The organism is Prevotella fusca JCM 17724, assembly GCF_001262015.1.
Taxonomy (GTDB): Bacteria; Bacteroidota; Bacteroidia; order Bacteroidales; family Bacteroidaceae; genus Prevotella; species Prevotella fusca.
On sequence record NZ_CP012075.1, the window covers coordinates 737018 to 763533 of the forward strand.

20 protein-coding genes are annotated in these 26516 nt (G+C 45.8%); 14 read left to right on the plus strand and 6 right to left on the minus strand.

Going from position 1 to position 26516, the window contains the following annotated elements; all coding sequences use genetic code 11:
- The first annotated feature begins 4 nt into the window (after positions 1-4).
- The 3 genes from ruvC to ADJ77_RS10300 all read left to right on the plus strand — a co-directional run bounded on the left by ruvC (position 5) and on the right by ADJ77_RS10300 (position 1821).
- A complete protein-coding gene (ruvC, locus tag ADJ77_RS10290; RefSeq protein WP_025078156.1) occupies positions 5-580 on the plus strand; it encodes a crossover junction endodeoxyribonuclease RuvC in 576 nt (191 codons plus the stop codon).
- Between the two features lie 121 nt (positions 581-701).
- The gene (locus ADJ77_RS10295) at positions 702-1217 is read left to right on the plus strand and encodes a hypothetical protein (protein ID WP_025078155.1); all 516 of its coding nucleotides are present in this window, start codon (positions 702-704) and stop codon (positions 1215-1217) included.
- 58 nt (positions 1218-1275) lie between these two features.
- On the plus strand, positions 1276-1821 hold the full coding sequence (locus ADJ77_RS10300; protein ID WP_050696382.1) for a hypothetical protein: 546 nt from the start codon (positions 1276-1278) through the stop codon (positions 1819-1821).
- A gap of 537 nt (positions 1822-2358) precedes the next feature.
- On the opposite strand, the gene tilS is transcribed toward ADJ77_RS10300, so the two are convergent.
- The 3 genes from tilS to ADJ77_RS10315 form a co-directional block, all read right to left on the minus strand.
- Positions 2359-3741 (minus strand): tRNA lysidine(34) synthetase TilS, encoded by a 1383-nt coding sequence (gene tilS, locus ADJ77_RS10305; RefSeq protein ID WP_025078154.1) that lies wholly within the window; start codon positions 3739-3741, stop codon positions 2359-2361.
- A complete protein-coding gene (locus ADJ77_RS10310; RefSeq protein ID WP_025078153.1) occupies positions 3731-4933 on the minus strand; it encodes a class I SAM-dependent rRNA methyltransferase in 1203 nt (400 codons plus the stop codon). Before ADJ77_RS10310 ends, tilS begins: the two co-directional genes overlap by 11 nt.
- Before the next feature lie 148 nt (positions 4934-5081).
- Positions 5082-5756: a 3'-5' exonuclease gene (locus ADJ77_RS10315; protein WP_050696383.1), complete on the minus strand. Its 675-nt coding sequence runs from the start codon at positions 5754-5756 to the stop codon at positions 5082-5084.
- A 103-nt stretch (positions 5757-5859) separates the two neighbouring features.
- Between ADJ77_RS10315 and ADJ77_RS10320 the strand changes: the two genes are divergently transcribed.
- From ADJ77_RS10320 to ADJ77_RS10360, 9 genes are all read left to right on the plus strand, one after another.
- Positions 5860-8322, plus strand: a complete 2463-nt coding sequence (locus ADJ77_RS10320; RefSeq protein ID WP_025078152.1) for an FtsK/SpoIIIE family DNA translocase — start codon at positions 5860-5862, stop codon at positions 8320-8322.
- Between the two features lie 153 nt (positions 8323-8475).
- A complete protein-coding gene (locus ADJ77_RS10325; RefSeq protein WP_050696384.1) occupies positions 8476-9090 on the plus strand; it encodes a LolA-like putative outer membrane lipoprotein chaperone in 615 nt (204 codons plus the stop codon).
- Positions 9091-10590 (plus strand): DUF5687 family protein, encoded by a 1500-nt coding sequence (locus ADJ77_RS10330; protein WP_025078151.1) that lies wholly within the window; start codon positions 9091-9093, stop codon positions 10588-10590. It abuts the gene before it with no gap.
- Between the two features lie 362 nt (positions 10591-10952).
- Positions 10953-11927 carry a glycoside hydrolase family 130 protein gene (locus tag ADJ77_RS10335; protein WP_050696385.1) on the plus strand — a complete coding sequence of 325 codons (975 nt, stop codon included), beginning with the start codon at positions 10953-10955 and terminating at the stop codon, positions 11925-11927.
- A gap of 179 nt (positions 11928-12106) precedes the next feature.
- A complete protein-coding gene (locus ADJ77_RS10340; RefSeq protein ID WP_262499342.1) occupies positions 12107-14416 on the plus strand; it encodes a GH92 family glycosyl hydrolase in 2310 nt (769 codons plus the stop codon).
- 317 nt (positions 14417-14733) lie between these two features.
- Positions 14734-16830 carry a glycoside hydrolase family 20 protein gene (locus tag ADJ77_RS10345; RefSeq protein WP_050696386.1) on the plus strand — a complete coding sequence of 699 codons (2097 nt, stop codon included), beginning with the start codon at positions 14734-14736 and terminating at the stop codon, positions 16828-16830.
- Between the two features lie 143 nt (positions 16831-16973).
- The gene (locus tag ADJ77_RS10350; RefSeq protein ID WP_025078149.1) at positions 16974-19124 is read left to right on the plus strand and encodes a GH92 family glycosyl hydrolase; all 2151 of its coding nucleotides are present in this window, start codon (positions 16974-16976) and stop codon (positions 19122-19124) included.
- Between the two features lie 196 nt (positions 19125-19320).
- A complete protein-coding gene (locus ADJ77_RS10355) occupies positions 19321-20412 on the plus strand; it encodes a phosphotransferase enzyme family protein (RefSeq protein ID WP_025078148.1) in 1092 nt (363 codons plus the stop codon).
- Positions 20409-21062 (plus strand): carbohydrate-binding family 9-like protein, encoded by a 654-nt coding sequence (locus ADJ77_RS10360; RefSeq protein WP_025078147.1) that lies wholly within the window; start codon positions 20409-20411, stop codon positions 21060-21062. The genes ADJ77_RS10355 and ADJ77_RS10360 overlap by 4 nt, the downstream gene beginning before the upstream one ends.
- Before the next feature lie 343 nt (positions 21063-21405).
- Here ADJ77_RS10360 and ADJ77_RS10365 read toward each other — a convergent pair whose 3' ends face one another.
- Positions 21406-21888 (minus strand): methylated-DNA--[protein]-cysteine S-methyltransferase, encoded by a 483-nt coding sequence (locus tag ADJ77_RS10365; RefSeq protein ID WP_025078146.1) that lies wholly within the window; start codon positions 21886-21888, stop codon positions 21406-21408.
- Positions 21889-21891: 3 nt separating this feature from the next.
- Entirely contained in the window at positions 21892-22554 is a 663-nt protein-coding gene (locus tag ADJ77_RS10370) for a DUF308 domain-containing protein (RefSeq protein ID WP_025078145.1), read from the minus strand.
- 84 nt (positions 22555-22638) lie between these two features.
- Here ADJ77_RS10370 and ADJ77_RS10375 point away from each other — a divergent pair, with 84 nt between their 5' ends.
- Positions 22639-23157: a histidine phosphatase family protein gene (locus ADJ77_RS10375; protein WP_025078144.1), complete on the plus strand. Its 519-nt coding sequence runs from the start codon at positions 22639-22641 to the stop codon at positions 23155-23157.
- Positions 23158-23434: 277 nt separating this feature from the next.
- On the opposite strand, the gene ADJ77_RS10380 is transcribed toward ADJ77_RS10375, so the two are convergent.
- Positions 23435-24319: a hypothetical protein gene (locus ADJ77_RS10380; protein ID WP_025078143.1), complete on the minus strand. Its 885-nt coding sequence runs from the start codon at positions 24317-24319 to the stop codon at positions 23435-23437.
- Between the two features lie 598 nt (positions 24320-24917).
- On the opposite strand from ADJ77_RS10380, the gene ADJ77_RS10385 reads away from it, so the two are divergent.
- On the plus strand, positions 24918-26513 hold the full coding sequence (locus tag ADJ77_RS10385) for a capsule assembly Wzi family protein (protein ID WP_025078142.1): 1596 nt from the start codon (positions 24918-24920) through the stop codon (positions 26511-26513).
- Positions 26514-26516 lie beyond the last annotated feature (3 nt).

Consider the following 26516-nt stretch of genomic DNA (forward strand, 5'->3'; position numbering starts at 1 on the left):
AAGAATGAAAACAAGAAGCTCACAACCCGAAAAGATACTTCTCGGCATCGACCCCGGCACTAATGTCATGGGCTATGGCGTGCTGCGTGTCTGCGGGAACAAAGCCGAACTTGTTGTCATGGGAGTCATTGATATGCGCAAGGAAAAGGATGTATATCTCCGATTAGGCAGGATTTTCGAGCGTGTGACAGGTATTATCAATGAATACCTGCCTGACGAAGTGGCCGTCGAAGCCCCTTTCTTCGGAAAGAACGTGCAGTCTATGCTTAAACTCGGACGTGCACAAGGGGTTGTCATAGCTGCAGCCATCCAGCACGACGTACCCATTCAGGAGTACGCTCCATTGAAAATCAAAATGGCAATCACGGGAAACGGCTCTGCCTCCAAGGAACAGGTGGCAGGTATGCTACAGAAACTCCTGCACCTACGTGACGACCAGATGCCTCATTTCATGGATGCAACCGATGCCGTTGCTGCTGCCTACTGCCATTTCCTACAGATGAACCGACCTGAAACAGATGCCAAACATTATGGTTCATGGAAAGACTTCGCACGTAAGAATTCTGACAGAATAAGATAAACAGGAAGGCTCATTCACCTGCTTATAACAAACAGAGCTGGTCATATTACTTAATCCAAGAAGACGCACATAGCATCAAAGATATAATTTAGGATAACACAAGTATTTAAATTTGGAGCATATGAAAAATAAAATCATAGCCCTTTCATTCCTTTTCGCATCTGTACTTACGGTGAATGCCCAGCAGGAGCGTGTATCGAAACAATTATATTCAAGTGCCTACAAGATTGCTGTCGATACAAAAGAAGACGTGAACGTTCGTAAGGTAGCTTCGTTCAAAGTTGATGCAATCACCTATCTTAACACACGCACTTTATCAGCCATTGCTGACACCACAAAACAATTATCCAGCAAGGAAATTGCTCATCTCAACGCCCAGCTTGATTCTATGGCTTATTACATGCACGAGTATATCAATCTGTTTACAAAGGAATATGCACGTACTGACAAACAACGGAGCAAAGACCGTATTATCAAGATATTCCGTGATGCGAGTATCAATCATCCTCTCTATAATGACCCGGACAAGAGCCTTGTCTTAGCTTACTTCAACAGCGAGGATTATCTTACCCAGTTCTCCCTCGATACAAACTGGATTGCAGCACTCGCAGAGGTAAAGAAGAAGCTGGCTGAATAAAACTGAAAGAAGACAAAGGAGTGAGTGGTAACTAACTCTGGAATTAAAGCACATAACAATGCAAGACAAACAATTGAGATATCCGTTTGAGGAGAAATTCAAAGAAGACCTGACAACTTATCTACAAGGTAAAAAACTTGTAGACATGATACTGCCCGACACGACTGACATTGAAGAGAAATGGTTGGGTATTGCCGAGACATACCTACCCGATGGCATGCGGGAGTTTGCAGCCTACCCCACTGTTTCCCTTGGCTGGATGATGTACGTCGGTATGGCAATCGCAAAATACTGGGACGAAGACTGGGAACTATATAATAAGGTGGAAAATCTATACACCTATCTGCGTGACCGCATTGATTACGACCACATGGATGACTATATCTGCGAGAAAGTCCTGCTCCTTTCAACCGACGAGCACAATGAGCTCGCTTCCGTTGTTGGCGAATGTGCAGCCCGAACAAACAGTCTGCTTCGCCATCTGCCCATTGCCCCCAGCAGCAGTGATGCATTTCATGCCTATGTCGCTGCACTACATCAGCTTTACTTCATGGGGGCAGCCCTGCAATTAAGGCGCATGGGCTATCACATGACGAAGATTTAACCCTAAGCAATCATGTACCCTATAGGACTAATCAAGACAGCTTACAGTTGCATCTTGATACGCTCTCATGAAGTAAATTAAAGGAATTAACCACCAACAATGTCAAAATAATTTCAACAAAGAAACCGATGCTGAATTGCATTCAGATCAAGCCTTGATAGCCCTTCAATAGGTGCTTAATTGAAGCCTAACTAAGCCTTAATTGAAGTCCTATCAAGCACCTTTTCTTCCACCACCTCATAACACACTGATTACCTAATAGTTACAAACGAGGGCAAAAAGCATCTTTTCCTCGCATTCTAAATAAAAGCAACAAAGAATAATGTAAAGATAATTCACAATCATAAATGCGAAAAAACATTTCAACACTTTACCTAAAAGACGAAAGACTTTACCTCAACCATTATCCCTTCTTTCACTCATTCCAATTCAGCCGACAGCACTGACATCAGCTATAAAAGACGCACCAAATCCCTGTTAATCAATGGCAGATGACAGGCTTACAAACACCTCCTGTCCTATCTGGATTAAATTTCTTTAAGATAACAGTTCTATCCGTAGGCACGAAGTTGTCCGGGAAGTAAGTTTGAAATGGTCGTTGATGCGAAGACCAGCTACCCAGAGAAGGGTGCCGGTAGCATCAAGAAGAACAAGCTGGCTACGCTTCTCAAAGCGATTGCGCTTGAGATTGGTAAGGAAATCACTCACAAGCTGGCTACCCCGCATACCAAGCGGTACGAAGCGGTCGCCCTCTTCGGCACGACGTAAGGTCAAAGGAAAACGGATGGAGGCTGCATCAAGGTCGGCAACATTGCAATCCTTTGAAAAAGATGGCGTGAGAGATGGCGACAGACTACGCTCTGTCAGTCGGACAGCAAGACTGTCATCATAGACATAACGCCCCGTTTCGGGAATGAGAAGTGTGCGAGGTTCTTCCGTTTCAATAGGCGAAACAAGGAAGAAATCACGGTCGTGCGTAAGCTCATAGGTCGAGGAAGTCCACAGCTGTCCCGTCTGTCCATCAAGATGCGAAGCCATCTCCGTAATCTGAGAAGAAGTAAAACCAAGTGGTTTCAACACGTGGAAAAGAAGATAAGAGGGGGACGCAAAAGAACGGACTACAGACAAATCAAGTTTGAAAGGATGGCTTATGGGACTAATCAACCCCATCTGATTCTTCTTACTCATTGGTCCAACAAAGCTGACCGCCTTCTCCAAAGCCCCTTTGAGTGCCTCCTGCACGATAGCATCCACTGCTGATAGATGGCTTGCAGTAGTAAGGACAGCATCAGTGACCGAGGGATTTATCTCCGCCAGTTGCGGCAGGATATTCAACCGCAGCTTGTTACGTACAACGTCATCAACAAGGTTGGTGCTGTCGGTTACAAAGGAGACGGAATGTTGACGGAGGTAATCTTCTATCTCCTGACGTGTCACACAGAGCAGTGGACGGATGATGTCATTCTTCCGTGGACGGATACCCAGCAGTCCGTTAAGCCCTGTCCCACGGACAAGATTAATGAGAATCGTCTCCACAGAGTCCTCCTTATGATGCCCCACACAGATACCATCAGCCCCCAAAGCCTCTTTCAACTGATAGAAATAAGTATAACGCAGCTCACGGGCTGCCATCTCAATGCTCACCTTATGCAGTTCAGAATAGGCATAAGTATCAAAATGAGCCCTGTGAAACGGGACACCCTCACGCTGGCAAAGTTCCTGACAGAAGGCTTCATCACGCTGACTCTCTTCTCCACGCAGGTGGAAATTGCAGTGAACTGCCTCAACACGATAGCCTAATTCCTTGAGACACAGCAGCAAGGCAACACTGTCAGCACCGCCAGACAGGGCTACCAAATAAAGAGCATCTGCCCGCAGCAGATGCTCAGAAACTATGAATCGCTTAATTTTATTCAACATAAAGGACCAGTCCCTTCAAGTATTCGCCTTCGGGATGATAGATATTGATTGGGTGATCAGCAGGCTGATGAATCTGATGCAGGATGCGCACCTTGCGTCCTGCCTGTGCAGCAGCCGTGAAGACAGCCTGCCTGAAGTTATCCTTTGTCACCACCTGCGAACAGCTGAAGGTGAAGAGGATACCGCCCGGCTTAATCCTTTCAAATCCCTTGACGTTCAGTCGTGTATATCCTCGCAGTCCGTTCTTCAATGCGTTACGGTGCTTTGCAAAGGCAGGAGGGTCGAGAATGATAAGGTCATACTTACCATCATGATCGTCAAGATACTTGAAAGCATCCTCACAGATAGCCTCATGGCGTGAATCATTAGGGAAGTTGAGTTCGACATTCTTGTTAGTCAACTCAATAGCCTTGGCAGAACTGTCCACAGAATGCACCACTTCCGCTCCGCCACGCATAGCATAAACAGAGAAGCCTCCAGTGTAACAGAACATATTAAGCACACTTCTGCCTTTGGCATAATACTCCAGAAGAGAGCGGTTCTCACGCTGGTCGATGAAGAAACCCGTCTTCTGACCCTTGAGCCAGTCAATGTGGAACTTCAATCCGTTCTCAATTGCGATATTATTGTCGGTCTCACCATAGATAAAACCATTCTCCCGTCCAAGTTCAGCCTTATAAGGAAGGGTTGTCTCACTCTTGTAATAGATGCTGTCCAACTTGTCCCCCATCACCTTCACAAGTGCTTTCGCAATCAGCTCACGGCACACGTGCATACCTACAGAATGAGCCTGCATGACAGCAGTCTTGCCATATACGTCGACAATCAGTCCCGGAAGATTGTCGCCTTCACCATGAACAAGACGGTAGGTTGTATTCGGGAACACACGCAGCCCATCCCCTTCTTCACGGACGACACCGACGGACTGGCGCACATGCAATGCTGCCTTCAGGCGGCTTTCCCAAAACCTATCGTCAATCTCAACGTCATGGAAAGAAAGAACCCGGATGGCTATGGAACCGATCTGGAAATGTCCAACGGCAATGAACCTGTCGTCATGCGTCATGACACGCACAATATCGCCCTCCTCAAGTCCCTCTTCAATCCTGCTGATAGCACCTGAGAAAATCCAAGGATGGAAACGGAGAAGACTGTCCTCCTTGCCCTTTTTCAAATATACTTGCTTATACATAAAAGTTCTTTTTTTGATTTCATTACTTTCAACAGTCCGCAGATTCGGAATTATTTTCATGAAAAAAATTATTTATTTACATGAAGAAAAATATTTATTTTCATGAAAATAAATTCTTATCACCATGACAATAACTTGTACAGAACCGTCAGACGGCTGTCACCTCTGTCTCTTTTCCCGTTCCGGCAGGTACTGGTTTCACCTTTGGAGGGACTACAACGAGTTCATAATTACCCGTATGCTTCAATTCATGCAGACGTTCATAGAGCTTGATACACGTCCAGGCATCCGTAGAGGCATAGAGTTTCTGCTTGTCATTCAGTATCTGGTTCTCCCAGTTCGACAACTGCTCACGTTTCGTGATGCGCTCATGGAAAACGTTGGCATAGAGCTTCTGAAGACTCATATCCTCAATCCCCAACGACTTCACATAATCCTGAAGGTCAATAAAATAGCCGGGCTTGAAGTCAACACGCTGGTGCAGCATCAGCATATCATCACCCAGTGAGAGTCCCACCTTCGGCACCGTTGTATCTTCAAGAAAACGTTTAACACAGTCAGGCACGCCAATAAGGTTCAAACGAAAGAGGAAACAGACTTCACGGTCGCACGCCTGCAGGAGAGCAACCTTGCGGCGCTGCCCTTTCTTAAAGACAGGGCGTGTCTCGGTATCGATGCCGATGATGTCCTTTGACAACAGGTAACTGACAGCCTTCTCAGCCTCAGCTTCATTCAGGACAACGACAATCTTCCCCGGGAAAGTAACCCTTGGCAACTGTGATATTTTACTTTTGTCGAATCGATTGTATAATACTGTACTCATTTCGGATTGCATACTAACTTGCAAAATTAAAAAAAAAGTTTGAAAACCTGTACTTATGTGGCACGAATTTATTACTTTTGCAAGGATAAACGAATAACGATAAATGGCAAAGAAGAAAACAGAACGTAAAAGCAAGACATTCACCGAGGCTATCGGACTAAATAATATCATTAACGACAAGACAGGATTTGTTGCCGGACTCATCCTCTTAGGTGTTGCTGTCTTTATCTGCGTCGCCTTCTTCAGCTACTTCAGCACAGGTGCAGCCGACCAGAGTCTGGTTACTGACCTTCGTCCGGGCGAGGTGGAGAACTCGGGCAGAGTGTTCCAGAACGCATGCGGTTCGCTCGGCGCATTGCTTTCATACGGACTTATTTCCCGCTGTTTTGGTATCCCAGCCTTTATTATCCCAGCCTTTATTGCACTGTGTGGCATCCGCATGATGGGAGCCTACAAGAAACTGAGCCTTGCCAAATGGTTCATGGGAATGGCGTTGGTAATGGTATGGCTTTCGGTTACATTTGCCAAAACTCTCACACCACTGATGGGTGACCGCGTGTATAATCCGGGCGGTGACCACGGTGCTTTCTGCGTGCAATACATGGAAAACCTTATCGGTGCACCAGGTTTGATAGCTATACTGATTATCGTCATGCTGGCATACCTCACCTATCTCACCTCTGAAACCATCACCGTGGTGCGCAAGATGATGAACCCGTTTGGCTACATCCGTGACAAAGTGAAGTTCACGGTAGTACATGACAGCAAAGGACAGGATGACGATGATATTTACAACAACGAGACTGTAATAGATGATGAGCCTGTAGAGCCGATAGAACACGTTGACCCTACACTCGCCGAACCTATTGACCTGCCGACAGAACCGACAACTGTTCTGAGGGAGGCAGACTCGCTTTATTCGCCAAACGGTGACATCAAGGGGAAGAAACCCAGCCCTGCAACAGCCCCGGACTTCAAAGTAGATGAGCAGAAAGGCGATGAAAAGGCAAGCGGAAAGACTGTTGCCAACAACAACCTACCGCTGACTCCGATTAATCCTCGTGAACCCTTCACCAACTGGAAGTTCCCGACGCTGGACCTGTTAAAGGAATATGCGTCTGACTCCAAGACCAACTACGTCAGTCAAGAGGAGCTGGAAGCAAACAAAGACCGCATCATCAAGGTACTGAACGACTTTGGCGTACAAATCCGCAGCATCCGTGCAACAGTCGGCCCTACCATCACCCTTTATGAAATCACCCCTGCACAGGGTGTCCGCATCTCCAAAATCAAGAATCTTGAGGATGACATTGCACTGAGTCTGGCGGCTATCGGCATCCGTATCATAGCTCCGATGCCGGGCAAGGGTACGATTGGTATTGAGGTACCGAATGCCAAGCCGAACATTGTGTCGATGTTCTCCATCCTCAACTCCCGTAAGTTTCAGGAGTCTACGATGGAATTACCTATCGCATTGGGCAAGACCATCACCAATGAAGTGTATATGGTCGACCTCGCCAAGATACCCCATCTGCTCGTTGCAGGTGCTACCGGACAGGGAAAGTCTGTAGGTCTGAATGCCATCATCACTTCCCTACTCTACAAGAAACACCCGAATGAACTGAAGATAGTGCTCGTTGACCCTAAAAAGGTGGAGTTCAGCGTTTACTCTCCGATAGCAAAACCATTCATGGCGGCCGTCGAGGAGAACGAGGAAGAGCCTATCATCACTGACGTACAGAAGGTTGTAAAGACACTGAAAGGTCTATGTGTGCTCATGGACGAGCGTTACGACATGCTGAAGGCAGCCCGGGTAAGAAACATAAAGGAATATAACCAGAAGTTCCTCAGACATGAACTGAACCCGGAAGAAGGGCATGAGTTCATGCCATATATCGTCGTCATCATTGATGAGTTCGGTGACCTGATCCTCACAGCGGGCAAGGAAGTGGAGATGCCTATCACACGTATCGCTCAGCTGGCACGTGCCATCGGTATCCACATGATTATTGCAACACAGCGACCTACCACGACGATTATCACAGGTAACATCAAGGCAAACTTCCCGGGACGCATTGCTTTCCGCGTCGGAGCCATGATGGACTCCCGAATCATCCTCGACCGACCGGGTGCACAACAGCTTGTAGGACGTGGCGACATGCTCTATCTCAACGGTGCTGACCCTGTCCGTGTGCAGTGTGCCTTTGTGGATACTCCTGAAGTCGAGAACATCACAAAGTTCATTGCCAACCAGTTAGGTCCTGTCCGTCCGCTGGAGATACCAGAACCATTGTCTGAAGACGACGTAAGCGGCGGTGGCTCATTGGATGCACACAGCCTTGACCCACTCTTCGAGGAGGCAGCCCGCGCCATTGTTGTCAGCCAGCAGGGTTCGACGAGTATGATACAGCGTCGCTTGTCTATCGGTTACAACCGTGCCGGACGTCTGATGGACCAGATGGAAAAGGCGGGCATCGTGGGTGCAGCAAAGGGATCAAAGCCACGTGAGGTACTGGTAAGCGATGAGGTAAGTCTCGACAACCTGCTTACACTTCTTCGTGGATAACCTCTGGAGCAAGAAGACTGCAAAGCCACATACAGGGCAGAAAGCACCCCCATGCACCTGCCTGCAAGCATTAATCACAGATTAACAGGCGCTGTATTCCTACTCACAAAACCCTATACAGAAAGATATTAGAATCATTAAAACGATAAGATCATGAAGCAGATTAAATATTTATTATTGTTTGTTGCCATCTTCATGGCACACGGTGTTTTCGCCCAGAACGCCAATCAGGCTAAGACCTGCCTTGACAAGGCTACAGCCATTGTATCCAATCAAGGAGGTATTACCGCCCGTTTCACACTTTCCAACCAAGGTGCTGTAGGCAGAACATCCGGCACTATATCTGTGAAAGGTGCCAAATTTGTTGCCACCACCCCACAGTCAACCGTATGGTTCAACGGCACGACACAATGGTCTTACATGAAGTCTACCAACGAGGTGAACATTTCAACACCTACTGAAGCCCAGCGCCTGTCAATGAATCCCTATTCACTGATGACAATGTATCGACAGGGTTACAACCTGTCTATGACCAATGAAAGCGGTGCTTACGTAGTTCACATGAAGGCTACCAACGGAAAACGCAGTGTGTCAGAGGCGTATGTTACTGTCAGCAAGGGCTATCAGCTGCAGAAAATCAGAATGAAGCAGGGCAAAAAATGGACAACCATCACCATCTCCAGCATCCAGCGTAAGAACCTGTCGGACAACATCTTCACCTTTAACAAGAAGAGCCATCCATCAGCAGAGATTATAGACTTGAGGTAAATGACTTACTGGGAAGCCATACTAACCCTGCATACACACTTCCGCCTCTCGAACAAGAGGGCGAAGACATGGCAAGCCAACAATGTAGCAAAGTATCTTTACTACGTGTTGGCTGTTTTCCTTTATGGCTATATGGCTTGGATAGGAACAGAACTTGCAAGGCTCACAGCCATGGAGAATCTCGGCGGATATCGCTTCATCTATGCTTTGCTGCCGCTTCTGCTTTTCTTTGACTATATCTTCAGATACACAACAGACCACCGGCTGCTGATGTACATCCGCCCTTACCAACTCCTACCCCTTCCCAAACACACCTATACAGATTACCTGATTATCCGCCAGCTCGTACACATCAAGAACACTTATCTGCTCTTCCTCTGCGTTCCTTTCGGTATCAAGACCATCGTTCCCGAACTGGGTGCACTCGCAATGACAGGCTACACCATCGGGCTCTATCTTCTCCTGCTTGTCAACGGACAGTTCTTCCAGTTGACCCAAGTGCTCACAGCACGCAGACTATACTATTGGCTGATACCGATTCTTGTATATCTTTCCATCGCAGCAACAGCCTTTTTCTTCCCGTCAGCACAAGATTACATCCATCGTTGTGCCCGGATTGGCAATGCAATGATGAAAGGAGACGTGTGGATATATGTAATGGTTATCCTGCTTCTGGTTCTCTTGATATTATTGAACCGTAAAATTCTGTATCGCCACATCTATAAGGAACTTTATGCCACAAGCCAGACGACAGGCAGCCAGAACAGTTTAAGCCTTTCCTTCTTTGAGCGTTTCAACCAGATAGGCGAATATCTGAAGCTCGAAACATGGGCTATCCTTCGCAATAAAAGACTACGCCTCGTCTTCATCCTCGACACGGTTTCCATTGCGCTCTTCTGTGTGCTTATCCTCATCAACCCCGAAAACGACCCGATAGAGACCCATTCCTTTCTATACTATTGCTTCATCATCTATGGATTGGCATTCCTCACAAGAATCATGTGCTACGAAGGCAACTACTTCGAGTGTCTGCTGATGCAGAGGCACAGCATCCAAACACTCCTACTGGCAAAGTATTACTTCTACTCTGCCCTATTGCTTATTCCGCTGCTTATCTTTCTTCCTGCAGTCATCCTTGGGAAGATAAGCATGTGGGAAATCCTCGCCTATACACTGTTCTCTGCCGGAGTATGCTACCGTATTCTCTTTCAGATGGCGATATATAATAAAGTGACATTCTCCATGAATACTACACACACGGGGAAAACCTCAAGTTCTCCTCATCTTCATATTATCGTCACAGCCGTTGTTATCTTGAGTGCATTACCTATTATTTCACTGGGTACATGGTGGTTAAAACTACCAGCTCTGTCAAATACTATTCTTTCTATTCTCGGCATTATCTTCATCGTCACGCATCGTCGATGGATAACAGGGATCAGCAGACAAATGAAAGAGAAACAACACGAACAACTGGAGGGATTCAAGAAAAGCAGATGAGGTAAACCCAAATAGGTTCATCAGAGAACAAATACATCTCTGAAAGACTTGCAAGGATATCAAGATGTTTATGCCCATGCCTATGAAAACAGAGAAGGAGGAGGCATCTTCTGTCTTGTTTTTTCATACCCATGTTTTTTACAGCTTGAAACTGAATAGGTTTTCAGTGTCAGCGGAATGAAAGTAAAAGAGTTTTTGCTATTTTAACTTAACTTATTTACAGCATCACCTGTTAAGAAGTGTTTTTCCTTTTTAACGAATAATAAAAACCTCCCAGTTCTTGAAGTAAAAAGCTAACTTTGCTTGTAATTATTATATATATAGATATTTATAAAAACTAAAAGCATAAAACTATAGTTACAATGAAAAGTTTAAAAGATATTCTGCCTTGGGAAGAACGTCCTGAAGGATGCAAGGATGTGATGTGGCGTTATTCAAAGAACCCAATCATCGATCGTTATCATATTCCAACATCAAACAGTATCTTCAATAGTGCTGTTGTTCCTTTTGAGGATGGCTTCGCTGGAGTGTTCCGTTGTGACAACAAGGCGGTGCAGATGAACATTTTTGCTGGTTTCAGTAAGGATGGTGTGAACTGGGAAATCAATCACGAGCCTATCAAGTTTGAGGCTGGTAACACCGAGATGATTGAGTCAGAATACAAGTATGACCCACGTGTTACATGGATTGAGGACCGTTATTGGATTACATGGTGTAACGGTTATCACGGTCCAACCATCGGTATTGCCTACACTTTCGACTTCAAGAAGTTCTATCAGTGTGAGAATGCTTTCCTTCCATTCAACCGCAATGGCGTACTCTTCCCAGAGAAGATTAACGGAAAGTATGCGATGTTGAGCCGTCCAAGCGACAATGGTCACACACCTTTCGGTGACATCTACATCAGCTTCAGCCCAGATATGAAGTATTGGGGCGAGCATCGTTGCGTGATGAAGGTTACTCCTTTCCCAGAGAGTGCATGGCAGTGTACAAAGATTGGTGCTGGTTCAGTTCCTTTCTTGACAGACGAGGGTTGGTTGCTTTTCTATCATGGTGTAATCACTACTTGTAACGGTTTCCGTTATTCAATGGGTGCAGCTATCCTTGATAAGGACAATCCAGAGAAGGTTCTCTATCGCACTCGTCCATATCTTCTTGCACCAAACGCACCTTACGAGTTGCAGGGTGACGTGCCAAACGTTGTCTTCCCATGTGCTGCTTTGCAGGATGGCGAGCGCGTAGCAGTTTACTATGGTGCAGCTGACACAGTAGTTGGTATGGCATTCGGCTATATCAAGGACATCATAGAGTTCACAAAGAACAATAGTATTTTGTAGGTGATGGTTGATGGGTGTTGGGTGTTAAATGTTAGGTGGTGATGATTTGTTAGGTGATAGGTGTTGAATATTGAGTGGTAATGAATTGTTTAGAAGTAAATAATGATACCCTCATCACTATTCATCATCACCCATCACCTAACAAATCATCACCACCTAACATTTAACACCCATCACCTATCACCCTCCCCCATCATTCCCTCAACACCCAACATCCATCACCCAACACCCAAATGAAGCATAAATTCTTATTAGTACTACTTCTTTCCTTGTCTTTCCTTTCGCTGAAAGCGGCTGTCAAGGGTGAGGAAGAGCCTGTCGACCTTGTCAATCCTTTTATTGGAACATCTAATTTTGGTACTACCAATCCGGGAGCAGTATGCCCTAACGGATTGATGTCAGTTGTACCATTCAACGTAATGGGTTCCGATTTGAACAAATTTGACAAGGACGCACGTTGGTGGTCAACTCCTTACGAATATCATAACGTCTTTTTCACGGGTTATTCTCACGTCAATCTCAGTGGTGTGGGCTGCCCGGAGGTAGGCTCGTTGCTGCTTATGCCAACGACGGGAAAGCTGAACGTTAATTATAAGGAGTACGGAAGTACATACGACAAGGAGGTTGCTCATCCCGGTTATTATTCCAATCACTTGGTAAAGTATAATGTGAAGACAGAGGTGACAGCCACTCCTCGCAGTTCTGTTGCACGTTTCACATTCCCGAAAGGAGAAAGTCATATCTTGTTAAACCTCGGTGAGGGTTTGACAAATGAGACAGGTGCAACGGTGAAGAAGGTGAGCGACACAGAGTATGAGGGTATGAAGCTGCAGGGTACATTCTGTTATAACCCACAGGCAGTATTCCCAATCTACTTCGTGATGCGCATCAGCAAGAAACCAACGGAGACTGGCTACTGGAAGAAGCAGCGTCCGATGACAGGCGTTGAGGCTGAATGGGATGTTGACAATGGCAAGTATAAGCTCTACAAGACCTACCACAAGGAACTCTCAGGCGATGACATCGGTGTGTGGATGAACTTCGATACCGAGGCTGATGAGCAGGTGGAGGTACAGATGGGTGTGTCATTCGTAAGTATGGCAAACGCCCGTGAGAATCTTGAGGCCGAACAGCGTGGAAAGAACTTCGACGCCATTCATGCAGAGGCTCGTAAGAAGTGGAATGATGACCTGTCTCGCATCCTCGTTGAGGGTGGCTCAAAGACAGAGCGCACGATCTTCTATACTGCTCTTTATCATGTTCTTATCCACCCGAATATCCTGCAGGATGTCAACGGACAGTACCCTGCTATGGAGAGCAATGAAATCCGCACGGTAAAGGAGGGCAATCGTTATACAGTCTTCTCTCTCTGGGATACCTATCGCAATGTGCATCAGTTGCTTACGTTGGTTTATCCAAATCGTCAGCGTGATATGATTCGCTCGATGATTGGAATGTACGAGGAGCATGGCTGGATGCCAAAGTGGGAACTCTTCAGTCGTGAGACTTACACGATGGAAGGCGACCCAGCTATTCCTGTTATCACTGACTCTTGGTTGAAAGGTCTGCGTGGTTACGACATCAACAAGGCTTACGAGGCCTTCCGCAAGTCGGCGCTGACAAAGGGAAGTGAGAACCCTCTGCGCCCAGATAACGATGAATATATGGAGAAAGGATATGTTGCCTTGCACGAGCAGTTCGACAATTCCGTTTCTCATGCACTCGAATACTATATCGCTGACAATGCCCTCTCACGTTTGGCTACGGCCTTGGGCAAGAAAGATGATGCTCGCCTGTTCCACAATCGTTCCTTGGGCTATCGCCATTACTTCAGCAAGGAGTTCGGTTTGTTGCGCCCACTGATGTCAGACGGCACCTTCTATAAGCCTTTCGATCCAAAGCAGGGCGAGAACTTTGAACCATCTCCAGGCTTCCACGAAGGCAATGCTTGGAACTATACTTTCTATGTTCCGCATGATGTCATGGGACTTGCAAAGTTGATGGGAGGACAGAAAAACTTTGTCAACAAGCTCCAGAGCGTGTTTGACAAGGGTTATTACGATCCGGCAAATGAGCCTGATATTGCTTATCCTCACCTCTTCTCTTATTTCAAGGGTGATGAGTGGCGTACACAGGTACAGACCCGCAGACTCTTGAAGGAGTATTTCAAGAACGCACCAGAGGGTATCCCTGGTAATGATGACACCGGAACCATGTCTGCTTGGGCGGTGTTCAATATGATTGGTTTCTATCCTGACTGTCCGGGCGACCCATCTTACACGCTCACCTCACCCGTCTTTGACAAGGTGACAATCCGTTTGGATAAGGCACAGTGGGGCAGAGATAACCTCGTGATAGAGACTGTTCGTCCAAATGACGAGGCTGTTATCGTAAAGAAGATGGAATTAGGTGGTAAGCCATTAAACCGCTATCGCATCACGAATGATGAGCTGTTGAAGGGCGGAGCATTGAAATTCTATCTGAAGTAAAATAGTGCTATCGGACGAGGCTACCACGCATCTGTAAGTCATTAATGTCTTATTACATTATATATAATGACAATAATGGACTTCTCTTGCCGTTTTTAACTATTGTGCGGAGGCTTAGCACGAGTTGTGCGGATGCTTAGCACACATGGTGCGGACGCTTGGCACGATGCAAGAAGATGCTGATGTGGAAGGCGGTCTACTATTAGGAAGATATTGATTGACCATAGGTAAGAGGACAGACTGCCGACAACTATCGAGGTAAGAAATATTAAGTATAATCAAATAATAAATATAAAACCGACATTTATACTCACGTTATGAGAAAAAAAGTTCTTTTGAGTGCAGTTTCCCTGTTGTTTGCAACAGCTGTTTCTTTGCCTGTTGCAGCTCAAAACATCATCCCACAACCTGAGAATATCAGCCTTATGAAGGGTCTGTTCAAGCTGAATAAGGGTACGAAGATTGTGACTAATCTAAGAGGTAATGACTTTAAGGTGCTTAATCAGTACACTTCCGAGGTGCTGAAGCATCCTTTGGCTTACGCAAAGTTCCCTTCTAAGCAGGGCACTTTCCGCCTGATTTGTAAGGGAACAGCCCAGCAGGCAGCGCAGGCAATGGACAGTGTTCGCCTGCAAGGATATGAGTTGGAGGTTACACCAAAGGGTATCACCATTCAGGCACTGACTCCAACGGGCTTGTTCTATGGTTTGCAAACTGTTCGCCAGCTCGAAAAGGATGGTCAGATAGCTTGTGTAAAGGTGAAGGATACGCCACGTTTTGCTTATCGTGGTTTGATGATTGACTGCTCTCGCCACTTCTGGACAAAGGACTTCTTGAAAAAGCAGATTGATGCGATGGCTTATTTCAAGCTCGACCGCTTCCACTGGCACCTCACTGATGGTGGTGGATGGCGCATGGAGGTGAAGAAATACCCCCGCCTGACAGACGAAGGCTCTTATCGCACACAGTCGGGTTGGACAAAGTGGTGGATGGATAACGACCGCAAGTATTGCCATAAGAATACACCGGGAGCCTACGGTGGCTATTACACACAGGAAGATATCAAGGAAATTGTGCGCTATGCTGCATCACGCCACATTGAGGTAATCCCTGAGATTGAGATGCCTGGCCATAGCGATGAGGTAGTTTATGCTTACCCAGAGTTGTCATGTACAGGTAAGCCTTACACACAGTCAGACCTCTGTGTAGGCAAGGAGGCAACCTATACCTTCATGGAGAACGTGCTGAAAGAGACAATGGCACTCTTCCCTTCTAAGTATATCCACATCGGAGGTGATGAGGCAGAACGCCGCACATGGAAGACTTGTCCTGATTGTCAGAAGATAATGAAGGAGAATAACTTGAAGGATGTAGCCGAGTTGCAGAGCCATTTCACCCATCGTATGGAAGTATTCTTGAACAACCATGGTCGTAAGCTCCTTGGCTGGGATGAGATTATGGAAGGTAAGTTGGCTCCTAACGCAGCTGTGATGTCATGGCGTGGCACAGAGGCTGGTATTGAGGCTGCAACAAGCAAGCATCATGTCGTGATGGCTCCACAGCAGTTCTATTATCTGAATATGTATCAGGACAATCCGATGGAACAGCCAAAGGCGCAGGGAGGTTATACTCGTTTGGATAAGACCTATAACTATGAACCAATCCCTGCAGAGTATAAAGGAAGCAATCTTGAGAAATATATGGATGGCGTTCAGGCGTGTGTATGGACCGAGTTCATTGCTGAGCCAAGCCATTTAGAGTATATGCTTTATCCTCGTCTGTTAGCTTTGGCAGAGACAGGTTGGACAAAGAAGCGCACAGGTTATGACAACTTCCGTAAGAGAGCAGTCGTAAATGTTGAGCGTCTGAAGCGTGCGGGCTACAATGCCTTTGACCTCTCAAAGGAGAAGGGTTCACGTATGGAGAGCCGCAGTGTGACACTGCACGAGGCATTGAATAAGCCAGTGACTTATCTTGGACGCTATGCAGGGAAGTATCGTGCCGAAGGTGACAGTACGCTGACCAATGGTTTGCGTGGTGACTGGGGCTATCTTGAGGGTCGTTGGCAGGGCTTCATCGATAGTACCGGTGTGGATGTAGTGGTTGATATGGGTCAGGTTACGGACATCCGTGACGTACGTGTTGACTTTATGCACCTCTATGAGTCTGTTATCTATACGCCAGTAACTATCGAACTGATGGTATCTGACAATGGTAAGGACTTTAAGACGATTGACACTGTAAGCCCAGGTATTAAGTCGTCAGAGGACTATCTCGTTTATCCTTACAAGTGGAAGGGTGACGCTAAGGGACGTTATGTGCGTGTGAAGGCACTCTCTCGTGAGAAGGATGCATGGATCTTCACAGACGAAATCATTGTCAACAAGATTGAAAGAAGCTGTGGAAAGGGATAGAAAGGATGTACTTCTCTCTTAGTATCATGGGTGTGATACTCCAGTATCATCCTGATGAAACTTCAGTTTCAAACTGGTGAAACTCCGCCTTATGCACTGAGAAAGGGAGAGAAAACAACAATAAAAATAAAACAACTTAGTATATGAAAAAAAGGTTCTTAACTTTAATGGCGTTTGCTGTGACCAGTCTTTTTGCCTTTGCGCAGGACTATACGCAGTATGTAGACCCATTTATTGGAACGGGCGGACACGGACATGTATTCCTTGGTGCTAATGTTCCATTCGGTAATATTCAGGCTGGTCCTACACAGAAGAAGCAGGGTTGGGACTGGTGTTCAGGTTATCATTACAGCGACTCAACGGTCATCGGTTTCGGACAGATGCACCTTAGCGGTACGGGTATTGGTGACTTGGGGGACGTTTCGCTCCTTCCTGTTACCAATTCAGCACAGCGTGAGGTGAAATTCTCGCATCGTGCTGAGCATGTTCGTCCTGGCTATTATTCAGTGATGTTGGCTTCTGGGGTTCGTGTAGAGCTTACCGCAACCCAGCGTGTAGCTTTCCATCGTTACTCTTTCCCTGCTGATGCAGCGAAGGGTTACGTTGTTCTGAACCTCTCTCAGGGTATCGGATGGGACAAGATGACTTCTTGCAACTTCAAGCAGGAGTCTGCTAAGACCGTTAGCGGTTACCGTATGTCAGAAGGATGGGCTAAGGATCAGCGCGTTTACTTTGTTGCTGAGTTCTCACAGCCTGTGAAGTTGGAATCAAATGAGCGTGATACAATTGGTGTCTTTGCTGTTGACAATGTTGAGCAGCCAGTTCTCGTGAAGGTAGGTATCTCTGCTGTGAGTGTTGAGAATGCTCGATTGAATATGCAGAAGGAGCTTTCAGGCTGGGATTTCCGCAATACCGTTGCTTTGGCGAAGGATGAGTGGAACCGGGAATTGAGTAAGATTGCTATCAAGACAGAGGATGAGCGTGCAAGAAAGATATTCTATACAGCAATGTATCATTCAATGATTGCACCATCAGTGTTTGGTGATGTAAACGGTGAATACCGTGGTGCAGATGGCAAGACCTATAAGGGTGACTTCACTGACTATACTACCTTTTCACTTTGGGATACCTATCGTGCAGCACATCCTTTGATGACAATCATCCATCCAGAGAAGCAGAGAGACATCACACAGACTATGCTTAACATCTTCAAGCAGCAGGGTAAGTTGCCAGTATGGCATCTTATGGGTAATGAGACTGACTGTATGATTGGTAATCCAGGCATTCCTGTGCTTGTTGACATTGCACTGAAAGGCTATGATGTAGATAAGAATGCTGTCTTTGAGGCTGCTAAGGCTTCTGCTATGCTTGATGAGCGTGGCATGGGATTGTTGAAGAAATATGGTTATATTCCTTGTAATCTCGACCCAGAGCATGAGACAGTTGCAAAGGGATTGGAGTATGCCTTGGCTGATGCTTGTATAGCAAAACTTGCAAAGCAATTGGGCAAGACCGCTGATTATAAGTACTTCACCAAGCGTAGCCAGTCATATCGTGACTTCTATTTTGATAAGAAGACGAAGTTTATGCGTGGTGTAACATCTGATCGTAAGTTCCGTGAACCATTCAATCCATTCAGCACTGTACACCGTCAGGACGATTATGCAGAGGGTAATGCATGGCAGTATGTATGGTTGGTACCACACGATGTGCATGGTCTTGTATCTGCTTTCGGTGGTGAAAAGCCATTTATTTCAAAGCTCGATTCCCTCTTCATCGTTAGTGGTGATATGGGAGCAGAGGCTTCACCAGACATTACTGGTCTGATTGGTCAGTACGCACACGGTAATGAGCCAAGTCATCATATCCTTTATATGTACAACTATGTGGGTCAGCCTTGGAAGGGAGCGGACAAGATTCGCTATGTACTCAAGAACTTGTATCACGACGACTTCGATGGTTTGAGTGGTAACGAGGATGTAGGTCAGATGTCTGCATGGTACATTCTTTCCGCTCTTGGTATCTATCAGGTAGAGCCAGCAGGTGGCAAGTACATCTTCGGTACACCGCTCTTCGATGAGGCTTCGGTGAACGTTGGTGATGGTAAGACCTTCCGTGTTGTGGCACATAACAACAGCGAAGAGAATATCTATATTCAGAGTGCTAAGTTGAACGGTAAGCCTTATACCCGTTCTTACATTGACTTCAAGGACATCAAACGTGGTGGAACACTTGAGTTTGTGATGGGTAGCAAGCCTTCTCAGTTCGGTGCTAAGCCTGCTGACAGACCATAAGAAAAGGAGATTTGATGTAAGGAGTTAAAGGAGTTAAGACAAATGTGTCGTAGATTTATATTGTTTATGGATCTACGATGATAGTAAAACAATCTTGTTATGACTAATATAGCATTTGTATTAACTCCTCTTTCACTTCTTTAATTCTCTAAACTCCTCTCTTTTAAGAATAAATCTTTAATACTAATAAATAACTATGCCTAATTTCAATGATGTTGTTTCTCAGTTCCGTATTGAGGGAACTGTTGAGAGTGTAAATCCTATTGGGAACGGACTTATCAATGAAACACTGCGTGTATCAACTGTAGATGCCAACACCCCTGATTATATTCTGCAGCGTATAAATAACGCCATATTCACCGATGTGGATTTGTTGCAGCACAATATCGAGGCTGTAACGGCTCATATCCGCCATAAGCTGGAAGCACAGGGAGAAAAGGATATTGACCGTAAGTGTCTGCGTTTTGTTCAGGCTACAGACGGTAAGACCTATTACAAGGATGCTGATGACCGCTACTGGCGTATGAGTGTGTTCATTCCAAACGCTATTACGAAAGAGGAAATAAACCCAGAGAGCGCATTCTGCTGTGGTGAAACCTTCGGTAACTTCCAGAATATGTTGGTTGACTTGAAGGAACCATTGGGAGAAACCATCCCTGACTTCCATAACATGGAACTTCGTCTGCGCCAGTTGCGTGAGGCTGTTAGTGCTGACAAGGCTGGCAGAGTGGCTTCTGTGAAGGATATCCTTGCTGAGTTAGAGCGTGATGCTGACGAGATGTGTCTCGCTGAGTGTCTCTATCGTGAGGGAACACTACCTAAGCGCATCTGTCACTGCGACACAAAGGTGAACAACATGATGTTTGATGCAGATGGTAAGGTGCTCTGTGTTATCGACCTCGATACCGTAATGCCAAGTTTTATCTTCTCTGATTATGGCGACTTCTTGCGCACTGGTGCTAATCACGTGGCTGAGGATAGCGACAATTACGATGCCGTTGGGCTGAAGGAGGATATATTCTGTTCGTTCACAGAGGGTTATCTCAGCACTGCAGGCAACTTCCTTACACCTGTAGAAACCACTCATCTGCCATACGCTGTGGCACTCTTCCCATATATGCAGTGCGTTCGTTTCCTTGCTGATTACATCAATGGGGACATCTATTACAAGACAAAGTACGCTGAGCACAACCTCGTTCGCTCACGCAATCAGCTCTTGCTCTATCGTGACGTACGTCGTCATGACCAGATGATGGCTGATTTTGTGAAGAAAACATTGAAGCAATGAAACAACTCGAAGTAAAACTTTTGGAGTGTCAACAGGTTAAGGCTGTTGACATTCCAGCCCTTTTCAAGGATAATGGCGTATCTTACAATAAGATAGATACCGTAGACTGGGCAGCAGAATATCCTTATTGTCCAAGTGTAGAGTTTGCCATTGCCCATAAAGGTGATGCCATTCTGCTGCATTATCGGGTAGAGGAAGACTGCGTGCGTGCTGAGGCAGGCACCGACTTAGGACCAGTTTGGCAGGATTCCTGCTGTGAGTTCTTCTGCAGCCCTGATGAAGAAGGAGGTTATTACAACCTTGAAAGCAACTGTATCGGTACAGTATTGCTTTGCAATGGTAAGGGACGTGAGAATCGTACTCACGCACCAGCAGCTGCCTTAGAGCAGATTGACCGCTGGGCATCTTTGGGTCGTGAACCTTTCGAGATGAGAAAGGGACGACAGACATGGGAGCTTGCGCTTGTTGTTCCTGTTAGTTCTTACTTCCGTCATACATTAGAGAATCTCTCAGGAAAGACCATCAGAGCCAATTTCTATAAGTGTGGTGACAAGACATCTCAACCTCATTTCCTCTCATGGAATCCAATCGCCTTGCCTTCTCCAGACTTCCATTGCCCTGCTTTCTTCGGTGAATTGAAGTTTCTGTAATTAAGATAAACAGAAAATGTGTACTATAATATAGGAATGCAAGTGTATTCCTATATTATAGTACACATTTTTTATTGCTACCAGACAAACGCTTTCTTTATAAGTTTTTACTTGTATCTTACGATGATTTATAAGAATAATAACGAACGGCTTTACCTCCTTCTACCAATGTGTTGATGCCTAACACATGTGGTGCGGATGGTAAACACAAATGGTGCTGAGGGCTAACACCAATCTATAAATTGCGGATGAAGGGAGCAAGTGGGGCTAATGTGACCTGTTCGGACTTATGGTTTGCAAGACAGCAATAAGTTTTAATGTCTTGTATAACAAATAAGGGGAACTACTCATTCCCCTTTTCTTTTTCCAACAACCATGCTTTTCGGGCTATTCCACCAGCATATCCGCCCATTTTTCCATTGCTTGCCACAATCCTATGGCAGGGAATGATAATCATTAGTGGATTATGATGATTGGCATTACCTACAGCGCGGGCTGCCTTATGACGACCAATCTGACGTGCTAAATCAGCGTAGGAGAGTATTTCTCCGTAAGGGATTTGCTGCAAACCCTTCCATACAATTTGCTGAAAGGGAGTGCCGTTTAAGCGTATGGGCAGGTCGAAAACCTTTCGCTTTCCAGCGAAATACTCGGTCAGCTGACGGCAAGCCACAGTCAACAATGCGTTTTGCTGTTCTTTGTCTTCCTCCCATGTGGCAATGATTCGTTCATCGACGGAATCTTCCCATTGACAATAAACGACAGCATCTCCTTCCTCGGCAATCAACAGGTTACCAAGGGGTGATGGGTAACGACAGAAGCGCATAGGTTATTCCTCCACAATCTCAGCATCCTCAATGTCGTCTGTAACCAACTTGTTGCCAGTTACAATCTTCGCTTCTTCAGCTTTCTCGAAAGCTCTGCGGACAAGATACATACGGATAATCAAGGCGAATTCCAAGACTCCATAGTACATGAATGCCCATCCAATCACCAACAGCGGAAGTGCTGCTGCCTCCATTGGTTTGCTAATCAGCAGAATGGCTACTACCAAGATGACTGTAGGGAAGAGCCATAGATAGAAAGGAACGCGAGCGTACTGGCGTGAACGAGCGAGGTTCATAAACTGGTTGATAGCACCGAGGATTAGCAGTGCAGCAAGGATATAAACCACTCCAGTCATGAACGTGTTAGGTATGACGGCAAGGATGATACCTAAGATGATACTGCCAACACCTGCGATAGGGAAAGAAGGCGACTTGAGGCTTTCCTCTGTTTGCTCGCTTTCTTGCTGTTCTGCTTTTGCAGCTTTCTTAGCCACTTTCTCCTTTTCAAAATAGTAAGCGATGCAAGAAATGAGTCCTGAGAGCAGGAAGAGTACACCCACAGTGATGGTCATCCACGTCATGGTTTCCTCACGATACTTAACGAGAAGGAAACCTGTCACGAACACGATAATAGCCCTTATGGCTGAGATTTGAAGTATTTTCATAAGTGCAAAAATACAAAATAATCTCTATTCCAATGTGATAGTCCTTGACTTTTTACTATTTTTGCATTAAGAAACGATGAAGTTATGACATTATTATATCTTGTAAGGCATGGTGAAACAGTGGATAATGCACATCACATCATGCAGGGACAAACACCCGGACAGCTCAACGAGAACGGTATCAGACAGGCTGAAGAAGTTGCTGACAAGCTGAAAGATGAAGCGATTGACGCTTTTGTTTCAAGCGATTTGAGGCGCAGCATTCATACCTGTGAACTGATTGCCCGACCGCATGGAATGCCCGTTACGACAACTCCTTTGCTGCGTGAACGCGACTGGGGGTCGTTTACAGGGAAGTATATCCCGGAACTGGCAAATCTCAATGACCCCTCTTTATGGCCGGATGACATAGAGAGCCTGGATGCTTTGAAGCGTCGTGCCAAGGATTTTATGGTATGGCTGAAAGAACAATATCCCGGTCAGAAGGTGCTTGCCGTCGGCCATGGCATCATCAACAAGGCTATCCAGAGTGTTTACTACAATAAGCCAATGAACGAAATCAAGCCAATGAGCAATGCCGAGATTAGGATGATTGAGCTATAAGGCTTATTAGCCCTATTAGGCTAATAAGGCTAATAAGCCCAAAACCAAAAGCGAAAAGGAGCTTCACATCACGTGAAACCCCTTCCCTTCATTTAAATAACTCTCTTTTTGTTACATCTCTAATTTGGTCTGAATGCAGCTTTTACTCATAGGTTTGCCTGCTGCGTTACAATCTTAACACCTTAACTGCTTAACTTTTTCTTCTATTGAAATTTAGTGCTTAGTATTTAAACCTGCTTGAATAATTATATTTTTTCTTTAATATTCCATGTTTCTTTTATCGGTGTCCGCCGAAGGAACTATTTCCGTTCGACACATTTCCGCCACCTGAACGGCTGCCACCGAATGTCGATCCGCCACCAAAGCTCTGGTTAGGTGCGCTGAACGAGCGGCTTGGCTCGCCAAAGGAGCTACTTGGCTCATAACTTCTTGTTGCATTGCCGAAGTTCCTGCTGCCCCCGAAGTTGCTGTCGTAGTTAGGACGGGTAACCGTTGTACGGGTTGAACTCTTGCGAGGCGCATAGTACTGGTTGCTGCGTGGTCCGTCAAAGTTACCGCGCTGCTGGTTGCCGAAACTACGCGAATAGTCGTTCTGATAGCTGTTGCCATGGCGATAGTAGTTGTAGCCACCTCTGTTGAAATCGCCACGTAAGTAGCCGTCTCTCATACCGTAGCGGTGCCTGTCAGTCCTGCCATAGAAAATATCCCTGCCATTATACCAGCTCCTGCCTCCGTTCCTGCGCCAGCTGTGTGCACCGTTGTATACACTGTAGAAGCCCGGGCGTCCGAAGTAATAATAGTCGCGGCGAGGATAGCGGGCATAAATACCGAATCGCCAGTAGCCAGCATCCCATCTCAGCGGACGGTAGAAGTAAGCTGCCTCAACGTATGCACGGTATTGCCAGTCGAAGAGGATATAGCTCAAGTCCAAGTTACGATGTGACCAGTAAGTTCCATAGAGGTCGTCCACCGTGTTGACACTCATGAGGTAGTCGAGGTTAATCTCGTAGGCAGCCTCATACTGTTCCTCTGTCAGATTCAGCTCGTAAGCCATCTTGTCGGTCAGAAAGAGTGCCTGTGCTCGAGCCTGCTCATAACTCATTGCGCTTGTTGATGCGCTTAGAATGAGCGATGCGATGAGGGTTAGTACTATCTTTCTCATAATCGTTACCTTTAATTATGTTCTTATTCAAGTCGCAGGATATGCTTTGGGAAGCATTATCCTTGCTTTCATGTTGCAAAGGAACAAAGAAAAAAAGAGTTGGTGAAAGGATTTTCCCTATATAGGGGGAGGATTTTCCCTAAAGGTGTGGAACGTTTCCCGTATATGTGAATAAAGATGTAGCTGACGGACGACTTAAATCGGTTTAAGTCAGAGATTTATACAGAATGATGTATTAATATGAATTTCTTTTCATGAAAATAAGAAATTATTTTCGTGAAGAAAAATATTTCTTTTCATGTAAATAATTCGACAGGATGTAGTTTCTGTTGCAGACAAATGTGTATATACGGATGAATCAAGTTGAGACTTATGGAATAATGGACATCATACCATATCTGTTTAGTGGATGAAGCAAGCGACTCAGTCTACCTGTTAATCCTGTTTCTTGAACTATGCCTGTAGTATGGAATGATTACCTGCGGTTCAATTGCGTCTTTAGCTTTGTTTTCTTATAATGTGTAAGCAGTTGCATGGACATAAGTTTGTTGATAAACTTTTTTTTATTATCTTTGTAGCTGATATTAACTTTACGATGATGAAGAAGTTTCTTTCAACCTTGGTTGTATTGTTAGTCACATCGACATTACAGGCGCAGTATCAGGAACCTGTGCGACGTGACACGTCAAGGTTGCAGCCGTTGCATGGCTTGGAATATAAGGTGGAAATGCAGGGGAGCCTCTCGAAAGGCAGGACTCCGCTCTGGCTGAATGCCAATAAATATGGATTAAGTTCGTTGGAAACGGCGAATGGTTATGTCCGTGGTGGGATAGAACGTCCATTGAGTACGGATGAAGGACGGAAGTTCGGCTTAGGCTACGGATTAGATGTTGCCATTCCTATCAACTATACCAGCAAGGCTATTATTCAGCAGGCATACGTAGAAGGACGATGGCTGCACGGAACGCTGACTGTTGGAGCTAAGGAAGAACCGATGGAACTGAAGAACAATGAACTCAGTTCGGGCTCGCAGACATTGGGAATCAATGCCCGTCCTGTTCCGCAGGTGCGATTGGCATTGTCAGATTATTGGACCTTGCCATTTGGTAATGGCTGGATGCACCTGAAAGGACACGTTGCTTACGGAATGGTGACCGACCAGAATTGGCAACATGACTTCACGCAGCAGCAGTCGAAGTTCACCGACCGGATGCTTTATCATTCAAAGGCAGGTTATCTGAAGATAGGAAATGAGGAGGTTTTCTGTCCGTGGTCGCTCGAGATGGGACTTGAGATGGTCAGTCTCTTCGGTGGAACTTCTTATCTGCCTGACGGACATGGTGGAATGAAAGTTTCGGAGAATGGTAAGGGAGTGCGTGACTTTTGGCACGCCTTTCTTCCCGGTGGTGCCGACAATGGCGAGACAACCTATCAGAATGTGCAGGGCGACCAGTTGGGTAGCTGGGTGATGCGTCTCAACTATGACGGCGACTGGCATGGCATTTCGCTCTATGCCGATAAGTTCTTTGAGGACCATTCTTCCATGCTTCAGCTTGATTATGATGGTTATGGTGAGGGTGATGAGTGGCAGATGAAGAAGGAACGTCGTTACTTGATTTACGACTTCAAGGACTGGATGTTGGGTTTTGAGTATCGCTACAAGCCCGATAACTGGTTGAATAACATCGTTTTTGAATATCTCTACTCTAAGTATCAGAGCGGTCCTATCTATCATGACCACACTAAGACAGTGGGCGATCATATCGGCGGAAAGGATAATTTCTACAACCATTATATCTTGCCAGGTTATCAACATTGGGGACAGGCGATGGGTAATCCGCTCTATCGTTCGCCTATTTATAATGAGGATGGAACTATCTTCTTTAAGGATAACCGCTTCGTTGCATTTCATTTAGGATTGGGCGGTCACCCTACTGAGAACTTCAAGTGGCGTTTCCTCGGTACATGGCAGGAGGGATTGGGCACCTACGAAATGCCTTATACAAAAAAACGACATAACGTAAGTCTGATGGGAGAGGCTACCTATACGCTGCAGGGGACAAAGATGCCTGAATGGATGAGGGGTATTGATGTGCGGATGGGAGTCGGTGCCGACTTCGGTTCAATCCTCCGTGGCAATAATTATGGTATGCAGTTGACAATTACGAAACGAGGTTTGTTGGGAAAGAAATAGCCT